The sequence below is a fragment of the Inquilinus limosus MP06 genome (genome assembly GCF_000767795.1).
Lineage (GTDB): Bacteria > Pseudomonadota > Alphaproteobacteria > DSM-16000 > Inquilinaceae > Inquilinus > Inquilinus limosus_E.
Window position 1 is genome coordinate 1 of the sequence record NZ_JANX01000226.1, and the last position, 9,132, is coordinate 9,132.

At 71.6% G+C, this 9,132-nt stretch carries 9 protein-coding genes; 8 read left to right on the forward strand and 1 reads right to left on the reverse strand.

Annotated elements, in window-relative coordinates; all coding sequences use genetic code 11:
- From P409_RS17730 to purH, 8 genes are all read left to right on the forward strand, one after another.
- On the forward strand, nucleotides 1–605 hold a 605-nt coding region (locus P409_RS17730; RefSeq protein WP_034840413.1), incomplete at its 5' end, for an RsmB/NOP family class I SAM-dependent RNA methyltransferase.
- Between the two features lie 118 nt (nucleotides 606–723).
- On the forward strand, nucleotides 724–1,464 hold the full coding sequence (locus P409_RS17735; RefSeq protein ID WP_034840417.1) for an ATP-binding cassette domain-containing protein: 741 nt from the start codon (nucleotides 724–726) through the stop codon (nucleotides 1,462–1,464).
- The gene (locus P409_RS17740) at nucleotides 1,464–2,501 is read left to right on the forward strand and encodes an ABC transporter permease (RefSeq protein WP_034840421.1); all 1,038 of its coding nucleotides are present in this window, start codon (nucleotides 1,464–1,466) and stop codon (nucleotides 2,499–2,501) included. Before P409_RS17735 ends, P409_RS17740 begins: the two co-directional genes overlap by 1 nt.
- Nucleotides 2,502–2,534: 33 nt before the next feature.
- On the forward strand, nucleotides 2,535–3,482 hold the full coding sequence (locus P409_RS17745) for a sugar-binding protein (RefSeq protein WP_034840442.1): 948 nt from the start codon (nucleotides 2,535–2,537) through the stop codon (nucleotides 3,480–3,482).
- 111 nt (nucleotides 3,483–3,593) lie between these two features.
- Nucleotides 3,594–4,259 carry a ribulose-phosphate 3-epimerase gene (rpe, locus tag P409_RS17750; RefSeq protein ID WP_034840424.1) on the forward strand — a complete coding sequence of 222 codons (666 nt, stop codon included), beginning with the start codon at nucleotides 3,594–3,596 and terminating at the stop codon, nucleotides 4,257–4,259.
- Nucleotides 4,260–4,262: 3 nt separating this feature from the next.
- Nucleotides 4,263–5,927 (forward strand): heparinase II/III family protein, encoded by a 1,665-nt coding sequence (locus tag P409_RS17755; RefSeq protein ID WP_052120841.1) that lies wholly within the window; start codon nucleotides 4,263–4,265, stop codon nucleotides 5,925–5,927.
- 8 nt (nucleotides 5,928–5,935) lie between these two features.
- Nucleotides 5,936–6,751, forward strand: coding sequence for an aminoglycoside 3-N-acetyltransferase (aac(3), locus tag P409_RS17760; protein WP_034840428.1), 816 nt, complete (start codon nucleotides 5,936–5,938; stop codon nucleotides 6,749–6,751).
- 87 nt (nucleotides 6,752–6,838) lie between these two features.
- The gene (gene purH, locus P409_RS17765; RefSeq protein ID WP_193366501.1) at nucleotides 6,839–8,419 is read left to right on the forward strand and encodes a bifunctional phosphoribosylaminoimidazolecarboxamide formyltransferase/IMP cyclohydrolase; all 1,581 of its coding nucleotides are present in this window, start codon (nucleotides 6,839–6,841) and stop codon (nucleotides 8,417–8,419) included.
- A gap of 9 nt (nucleotides 8,420–8,428) precedes the next feature.
- Here the strand turns inward: purH and P409_RS17770 are convergent.
- The coding region (locus P409_RS17770; protein ID WP_034840437.1) for an MFS transporter at nucleotides 8,429–9,132 on the reverse strand (704 nt) is incomplete at its 5' end.

The following is a 9,132-nucleotide window of genomic DNA, read 5'->3' on the forward strand; positions in this document are numbered from 1 at the left end:
CCCGGCTGTTCGGCCCGATCCCCGGCCGCCGCATCCTGGACCTGTGCGCCGCGCCCGGCGGCAAGACGGCGCAGCTGGTCGCCGCCGGCGCCACGGTGACGGCCATCGACCGCTCGACCCGCCGGCTGAAGCGGGTGGCGGAGAATCTCGAGCGCCTCGGCCTCGTCGCCGAGCTGCACACCGGCGACGCGGAGAGCTTCACCGTCGGCGCCCCCTATGACGGCGTGCTGCTGGACGCGCCCTGCAGCGCCACCGGCACCATCCGCCGCCACCCCGACGTGCCGCGGCTGAAGGGGCCGGAGGACGTGGCCAAGCTGGCCGCCGCCCAGGCCCGGATGCTGCGCCGCGCGGTCGAGCTGGTGCGGCCCGGCGGCATCCTGATCTGGTGCACCTGCTCGCTGCTGCCCGAGGAGGGCGAATCGCAGATCGACCGGCTGCTGGCCGAGGACGACCGGCTGATGCGGGTGCCGGTGGCGGCGGCGGAGATCGGCGGGTCGTCCGAGCTGCTGACCCCGGCCGGCGACGTCCGCACCCTGCCCAGCCACTGGGCGGACCTCGGCGGCCTCGACGGCTTCCACATCGCCCGGCTGAAGCGGCGATCCTGATCCCTTCGCTCTTCCGCTAATAATCAGACAAAAACAAATTGCGCTCCGCCGCGCCTTCTTTCACAGTTCCGCCCGAAACGAGTCCGGGATCACCGGAGCCAGGGAGGAACGAAGCGGCATGGCGCTTCTGGAGCTGCGGGACATTGCCAAGCATTTCGGGGCGATCCACGCCCTGACCGGCGTCAGCTGGTCGATCGAGCCGGGCGAGGTGGTCGGGCTGATGGGCGACAACGGTGCCGGCAAGTCCACCCTGGTCAAGGTCATGGCCGGCAACTTCCCGCCGACCTCCGGCGAGATGCTGCTGGACGGCAGACCGGTGCATTTCCACAAGCCGGTCGACGCCCGCGAGGCCGGGATCGAGGTGGTGTACCAGGACCTGGCCCTGGCAGACAACCTGACCGCCGCCGCCAATGTCTTCTTGGGCCGCGAGCTGAAGACCGGCGTCTGGCCGCTGCGCCGGCTGGATCACGGCGCCATGAACCGCAAGGCGCAGGCCCTGTTCGCCGAGCTGAAGTCGGAGACCCGTGCCGGCGATCTGGTGCGGCTGATGTCGGGCGGCCAGCGCCAGGCCGTGGCCATCGCCCGCACCCGCCTGTCCAACGCCAAGCTGATCCTGATGGACGAGCCGACCGCCGCGATCAGCGTGCGCCAGGTGCATGAGGTGCTGGAGCTGATCCGCCGCCTGCGCGACAGCGGCATCGCCGTGATCCTGATCAGCCACCGCATGCCCGACGTGTTCGAGGTGTGCGACCGGGTGATCGTGATGCGCCGCGGCCGCAAGGTCGCCGACAAGCGCATCGCCCAGAGCTCGCCCGAGGAGGTCACCGGCCTCATCACCGGCGCGCTGGAGGCGGCGTGATGGCGACCCAGGCGAACGAGGCGATGACCTTCGACAATGTCCGCCGGCAGGGCGCGCTGCACCGGGTCCTGTCGTCCCAGATCACCTATGTGCTGGCGGCGCTGGTGATCCTGATGGTGATCATGGCCATCGCCTCGGACAAGTTCCTGACCGAGCGCAACCTGCAGAACGTCGCCCAGAACTTCTCCTACATCGCCATCGCCGCCTTGGGGCAGACGCTGGTGATCATCCTGGCCGGGATCGACCTGTCGGTCGGCTCGGTCATGGCGCTTGGCGCCGTCGCCACCAGCCTGACGATGGACGCGACCGCCGATTGGGGCCTGTTCATCGACTGGCCGGGCCTGGCCCTGCTGGTCGCGGTGGCGGCCGGGGTGGCCGCGGGCGGCGTGGTCGGGCTGATCAATGGCATCCTGATCGCCCGGCTGGGCCTGTCGCCCTTCGTCACCACGCTGGGCATGCTCAGCGTCTGCCGCAGCCTGGTCTATGTCGTGACGCAAGGCCGCGGGTCGCCCACCGCCGGGCCGGCCAAGGACCTGTTCCGGTCGCTGGGCAACGACCCGCTGTTCGGCCTGCTGCCGCCGTCGCTGATCTACATGGCGGTGCTGGCGGTGATGATCTGGTACCTGCTGCGCCACATGCAGTGGGGCCGGCATGTCTTCGCCATCGGCGGCAACGAGAAGGCCGCGGCGCTGACCGGCGTGCCGGTCGAGCGGGTCAAGATCTCGGTCTATGTCTTCTGCAGCGCGCTGGCCGGCTTCACCGGCGTGCTGCTGCTGGCCTGGCTCGGCTCCGCCCCCGCCAACACCGCGGTCGGGTACGAGCTGCGGGTGATCGCCGCCTCGGTGATCGGCGGCGCCAACCTGACCGGCGGCCTCGGCGGGCCGCTGGGCGCCGTCACCGGCGCGGCGCTGATCGAGGTCATCCGCAACGGGCTGATCCTGGGCGGCGTGCAGCCCTACTGGCAGGATTTCTTCGTCGGCGTGTTCATCATCCTGGCCGTGCTGCTGGACCGCATCCGGTCCCGCCGTGCGGCGTAAAACGCGTTTTCAACAAGGGGAGGACAATTGATCATGAAGAAGCTTCTTCTGGCCGCGGTGGCGCTGGGCGCCGTCATGACCATGGCGAGCGGCGCCAGCGCGGCCGACAAGCTGCGCTTCGCCCTGGTGCCGAAGGCCATGAACAACCCGTATTTCGACCTGTCGCGCGACGGCTGCATGGACGCCGCCCAGAAGCTGGGCGTCGAATGCGTCTATATCGGCCCGGTGGAGCATGAGCCGGCCAGCGAGGCGCAGATCGTGCAGGACCTGATCACCCAGGGCATCGACGGCCTCGCGATCTCGGTGGCCGATGTCGACGCCATGACCAACGTCATCAACCAGGCGGTCGAGGCCGGCATCCCGACCATCACCTTCGACGCCGACGCGCCGGGGTCGAAGCGCCAGGCCTTCGTCGGCACCGACAACTACGCCATGGGCAAGGCGATCGGCGAGATGGCGGCCAAGCTGCATCCGGGCGGCGGTACCTTCGCCATCGTCTCCGGCGGCCCGGCCGCGGCCAACCTGAACGACCGCGTGCGCGGCACCATCGACGGGCTGGGCGCCGGCTGGACCCAGGTCGAGGGCTCGCCCCTCTACTGCAACGACGACGCCGCCCTGGCGGTGCAGCAGCTGCAGGACACGCTGACCGCCCATCCGGACATCGACGCGCTGCTGCCGGTCGGCGGCTGGCCGCTGTTCGTGCCCGACGCCTTCCGCAACTTCGCCGAGCCGATCAAGGCCAAGCTGGCGTCGAAGGAGGTGGTGCTGGTCTCGGCCGACACGCTGAAGTCGGAGCTGGAGCTGCTGCGCGACGGCTACGCCAACGGCCTGATCGGCCAACAGCCCTACCAGATGGGCGTACTGGCGATGGAGATCCTGCAGAAGCTGAAGAAGGGCGAGAAGGTCGAGGAGATCACCACCGTCGGCCTCGACACGGTGACGCCGGACAACGTCAAGGACTTCCTGGCCAAGGCGAAGTAAGCGCCTCACAATGGGATCGGCCGGGGCGGACTCGCCGCCCCGGCCGGCCCTGTCGGCGCCACGGTTTCGTCACGGTTGTGACGCGGCCGGTCCCTTGTTATGAGGACGGTCATGGTCAAACCGGTCCTGATCGCCCCCTCCATCCTGTCCGCCGATTTCGCCCGCCTGGGCGAGGAGGCCCGCGCCATGACCGAGGCGGGGGCCGACTGGCTCCATCTCGACATCATGGACGGGCACTTCGTGCCCAACATCACCTTCGGGCCCAGCGTGGTGAAGGCGCTGCGGCCGTGGTCGGCCCTGCCCTTCGACACCCATCTGATGATCGGCCCGGCCGACCCGTATATCCCGGCCTTCGCCGAGGCGGGCGCCGACCGCATCAGCTTCCATCCGGAAGCCGGACCGCACCCGCACCGCACCGTCCAGCTGATCCGCTCTCTGGGCAAGGCGCCGGGCGTGGTGCTGAGCCCCGGCACGCCGATCGCCATGGTCGAGGAGCTGCTGGGCGACATCGACCTGGTGCTGGTGATGACGGTAAATCCCGGCTTCGGCGGGCAGAGCTTCATCGAGAGCCAGCTCGACAAGATCGCCCGGCTGCGCGCCCTGATCGACAAGAGCGGCCGCGACGTGCGGCTGGAGGTCGATGGCGGCGTGACGCCGGAGACGGCGCCACGGGTGATCGCCGCCGGCGCCGACACGCTGGTGGCCGGCACCGCGGCCTTCCGCGGCGGCCCCGGCGCCTATGCCGGCAACATCGCCGCGATTCGCGGCCACGGCTGATTGATGCGGAGCCCGCGCAGCCTCACCCGCAACGTCCACGACCAGATCGCGCGGTTCGCCTATTCGAACCCGCTCTACTCCGTGGCGCTCGGGCGCAAGGGGCCGCGCGACCTGCTGATGGTGCCGCCCGACCCCTGGCCGGGCGATGCCGAGCGCGGCGCCGCGCTGATCGCCGGCACCTACCGCCTGGGCGGCCAGACCTATGAGGCGGCGGCGGCGGCGCCATGGGAGCCGTTCGGCGCCGCCCCCGAGTTCATCGAGGCGCTGCACGGCTTCGAATGGCTGCGCGACCTGCGCGCGGCCGGCGGCGACCAGGCCCGGCGCCAGGCGCGCCGGCTGATCGACCATTGGATCGAGCGCTACGACCGCTGGCACCCGCTGACCTGGCGGCCGGACATCCTGGGCCAGCGCATCGCCAGCTGGCTCGGCGCCCACGACTTCTTCTGCGCCAGCGCCGACGACCATTTCCGCACCCGCGTCTTCGCCAGCCTGTCGCGCCAGCTGCGCCACCTGGCCCGCGTCGCCGATGGCGACCCGACGGACCCGCGCCAGATCCAGACCGTGCGCGGCCTGGTCTACGGCGCCGTGGCCCTGCCCCAGGGCCGGCCGCGGCTGGACCAGGCCCAGCGCATCCTCGGCAAATGCCTGCCGCGCCAGATCCTGCCCGATGGCGGCCACATCCAGCGCAACCCGGCGGTGCACCTGACCGTGCTGCGCCAACTGATCGACATCCGCGCCGCCTTCCGCGCCGCCCAGTCGCATGTGCCGGACGCGCTGCACCTGGCGATCGACCGGATGGCCCCTGCCCTGCGCCTGCTGCGCCACGGCGACGGCGGCTTCGCCCTGTTCAACGACGCGCAGGAGGGCGAGCCGGTGCTGATCGACGCCGTCCTGTCCCAGGCCGATTCCAAGGCCCGGGCGCCGAAGAGCGCGCGGCACAGCGGCTTCGAGCGGGCGATGGCCGGCCGCACCCTGCTGCTGCTCGATGTCGGCGCGCCGCCGCCGGCCGGCGCCGATGACGGCGCCCATGCCGGCCTCCTCAGCTTCGAGCTGTCGGTCGGGCGCGAGCGCATGATCGTCAATTGCGGCGCCTGGCCCGGCCGCGGCACCGCCGAGGACAGCGCATGGCACACCGCGTTGCGCGGCACGCCGGCCCATTCCACGCTGAGCGTCGCCGGCCGCGATTCGGCCGAGGTGCTGCGCGACGCCGGCATCGGCAAGCGGCCGCACCAGATCGAGATCGACCGGCAGGAATCGCCGCAATCGGTGCTGATCGACGCCTGGCATGACGGCTATCGCGAGGCGCTGGGCCTGATCCACCGCCGCCGGCTGGAGCTGTCGGCCAATGGCGACGAGCTGCGTGGCGAGGACATCCTGTTCGCCGAGACCGACACGGCGCGCGGCCTGCCCTTCGCCATCCGCTTCCACCTGCACCCGGCGCTGCAGCTGTCGCCGGTGCAGGGCGGCAGCTCGGTGATCATCCGCCTGCCCAGCGGCGACGGCTGGCGCCTGCGCGGCTATGGCGGCCAGGTGGCGCTGGAGGAAGGCATCTATGCCGGCCGCGGCACCGACCGGCGCAAGACCACGCAGGTCGTGATCTGGGGCGAGGTCGGCGCCGAGAGCACCGGCGTGCAATGGATCCTGCGCCGGGAACGGCGGCTGGCGTAGAGGCTCGAATGCCTGCCCAGATCCACACCCGGCGGACGCTGGCCGCGCAGCTTCGCCGGCTCGGCCTCGAGGCCGGCGATTCGGTGATGGTCCATGCCGCGCTGCGCTCGGCCGGCCGCATCCTCGGCGGGCCCGATGCGCTGATCGACGCGCTGCACGACACGATCGGCCCCGACGGCACGATCCTGGTCTACACCGACTGGAGCGACGACTACCACGACCTGCTGGACGATGACGGCCATGTCCCGGCCGAGCTGCGCGACGACATCCCGCCCTTCGATCCGGCTGCGTCCCGCGCCCGCCGCTTCAATGGCGCCATCGCCGAGCTGGTGCGCACCCGGCCCGGCGCGCAGCGCAGCGCCAATCCCGGCGCCTCCTGCGCCGCGGTCGGCGGCCGGGCCGACTGGTTCACCGCCGACCATGCGCTGGACTACGGCTATGGCGTGCGGTCGCCCTTCGCCAGGCTGGTGCAGGCTTGCGGCAAGGTGCTGATGCTGGGCGCCCCGCTCGACGCCATGAGCCTGCTGCACCATGCCGAGCACATCGCGCCGATCCCCGGCAAGCGCGTCGTCCGCGCCGAGGTGCCGCTGCTGCTGGACGGGCGGACGGTGTGGCGCCGCTTCGAGGAATTCGACACCTCCGACCCGGTCGTCGACGGCCTGCCGGAGGGCTATTTCGCCACCGTGGTCGAGGACTTCCTGGCCACCGGGCGGGGCGCCCGCGGCCCCGTCGGCGATGCGGCCTCGGTCCTGGTTGCGGCACCCGAGATGACGGATTTCGCCGTGCGCTGGCTGGAAGACCGCTGCGGGCGCTCCGAAGCCTAGCGGCGCCGCGCGGCGCTTGATGGTCGACAACCCGGCCGCCGGGGTCTAAAGACGGGCCGATTCCTGGCCCCCGGAGCCCCGCCGATGATGACCGAAGCCGCCCTGCCGATCCGCCGCGCGCTGATCTCCGTCTCCGACAAGACCGGCATCGTCGACTTCGCCCGGTTCCTGACCGAGCGCGGGGTCGAGATCCTGTCGACCGGCGGCTCCTTCAAAGCCCTGGCCGATGCCGGCATCCCGGTCAAGGAGGTGTCGGCCCATACCGGCTTCCCCGAGATCATGGACGGCCGGGTCAAGACCCTGCATCCGAAGATCCATGGCGGCCTGCTGGCCCGGCGCGACAGCGACGAGCATGTCGAGGCGATGACCGATTACGGCATCGCGCCGATCGACCTGCTGGTGTCGAACCTGTACCCGTTCGAGGCGACGATCGCGCGCGGCGCCACATTCGACGACGCCATCGAGAACATCGACATCGGCGGCCCGGCCATGACCCGCGCCGCGGCCAAGAACCACGCCTTCGTCGCCGTCGTCACCTCGCCGGTCGACTATGAGCCGCTGCGGCTGGAGATCGCGGCCAATGGCGGCACGCTGGGCACCACCCGCCGCCGCCTGGCCGCCGCCGCCTTCGCCCGCACCGCCGCCTATGACGCCGCCATCGCCGGCTGGTTCGCCGAGGTCGAGGGCGAGACCTTCCCGCCGCGCCTGTCGCTGTCCGGCAAGCTGGCGGAGACGCTGCGCTACGGCGAGAACCCGCACCAGGCCGCCGCCCTCTATCTCAGCGGCCCGGCGGTGCCCGGCCCGGCCACGGCCGAGCAGGTGCAGGGCAAGGAGCTGAGCTACAACAACATCCTCGACGCCGACGCGGCGTTCGAGGCGGTGTCGGAGTTCACCGAGCCGGCCGTGGTCATCGTCAAGCACGCCAATCCCTGCGGCGTGGCCGTCGCTGCCACGCTGGGCGAGGCCTATGCCAAGGCGCTGGCCTGCGACCCGATCAGCGCCTTCGGCGGCATCATCGCCGCCAACCGGCCGATCGACGCCGCCACGGCCCAGGCGATCACCGCGCTGTTCGCCGAGGTGGTGATCGCGCCGGATGTCGAGCCGGCGGCCGCCGCCGTCTTCGCCGCCAAGGCCAATCTGCGCGTGCTGAAGACCGGTGGCGTGCAGGACCCGACGCAGCGCCGCCGCGTGCTGCGCAGTGTCGCCGGCGGCTTCCTGACCCAGACCCGCGACGACGCGGCGCCGGAGGCGTCGGAGCTGAAGCTGGTCACCCGCAAGGCGCCGACCCCGGCGCAGATCGAGGACCTGCTGTTCGCCACCCAGGTGGCGAAGCATGTCCGGTCCAACGCCATCGTCTTCGCCAAGGGCCGGGCCACGGTCGGCATCGGCGCGGGGCAGATGAGCCGGGTGGACAGCGCCAAGATCGCCGTGGCGAAGTCCGCCGAGGCGGCCCAGGCCGCCGGCGAGACCGGCTCGCGCATCGCCGGGTCGGTGGCGGCGTCGGAGGCGTTCTTCCCCTTCGCCGACGGCCTGCTGGCCCTGGTGGAGGCCGGCGCCACCGCCGTGATCCAGCCCGGCGGCTCGATGCGCGACCGCGAGGTGATCGACGCCGCCGACCAGGCCGGCATCGCCATGGTGTTCACCGGCCGCCGGCATTTCCGGCACTGAGGGTCGGGCTCAGCCCTTCGCCGGCTCCCGCACAGTCGCCACGACCAGCCCGCCGAGCGCGAGGAGCACGACCACCGTCGCCATGCCGGCGCGCTGGCTGGCGAAGGCGGCGGTGACGGCGGCGAACAGCCAGGGGCCGACGAAGCCGGTGGCCCGGCCGGTCAAGCCGTAGAGGCCATAGGCCTCGCCCTCGCTCCCCACGGATGCCAGGCGACCCATCAGGGTGCGGCTGGCTGCCTGGGCCGGCCCGAGGAACAGGCCCAGCACCAGCGCCAAGCCGATGAACCAGATCGGGTCGGTGACCAGGATGATCGGGATGCCGATGGCGACGAGCGCCACGATCGAGACCAGGATCGTCGGCTTCGACCCGAGGGCGTCATCGGCCCAGGCGGCCAGGATGGCGCCGATGCCGGAGGTGACGTTGAGGCCGATCCCGAACAGGATCAGTTGCCCGGGATTGAGCCCCAGCGTGCCCGCGGCATAGATGCCGCCGAAGGCGAACAGCAGGTTGAAGCCCTCGCGATAGACCGCGCTGCCGACCAGGAACCGCACCAGGTTGCCCTGGCCCGGCAGCGATTTCAGCGTGCGTCCGAGATCGGCCAGGCCGCGCCGGATCGCGGCCCCGATCGGCGCACCGCCCGGCGCCTCGCGGACCAGCAGCAGCAGCGGCAGCGCGAACACCGCCCACCACAGCGCCACCAGCGGCCCGGTGG

Bases quoted from the DNA above. Each gene is read 5' to 3' on its own strand.
- P409_RS17745 (WP_034840442.1), top strand. From the start codon at position 2,535: ATGAAGAAGCTTCTTCTGGCCGCGGTGGCGCTGGGCGCCGTCATGACC.
- P409_RS17755 (WP_052120841.1), top strand. From the start codon at position 4,263: ATGCGGAGCCCGCGCAGCCTCACCCGCAACGTCCACGACCAGATCGCG.
- P409_RS17735 (WP_034840417.1), top strand. From the start codon at position 724: ATGGCGCTTCTGGAGCTGCGGGACATTGCCAAGCATTTCGGGGCGATC.
- purH (WP_193366501.1), top strand. From the start codon at position 6,839: ATGACCGAAGCCGCCCTGCCGATCCGCCGCGCGCTGATCTCCGTCTCC.
- P409_RS17740 (WP_034840421.1), top strand. From the start codon at position 1,464: ATGGCGACCCAGGCGAACGAGGCGATGACCTTCGACAATGTCCGCCGG.
- rpe (WP_034840424.1), top strand. From the start codon at position 3,594: ATGGTCAAACCGGTCCTGATCGCCCCCTCCATCCTGTCCGCCGATTTC.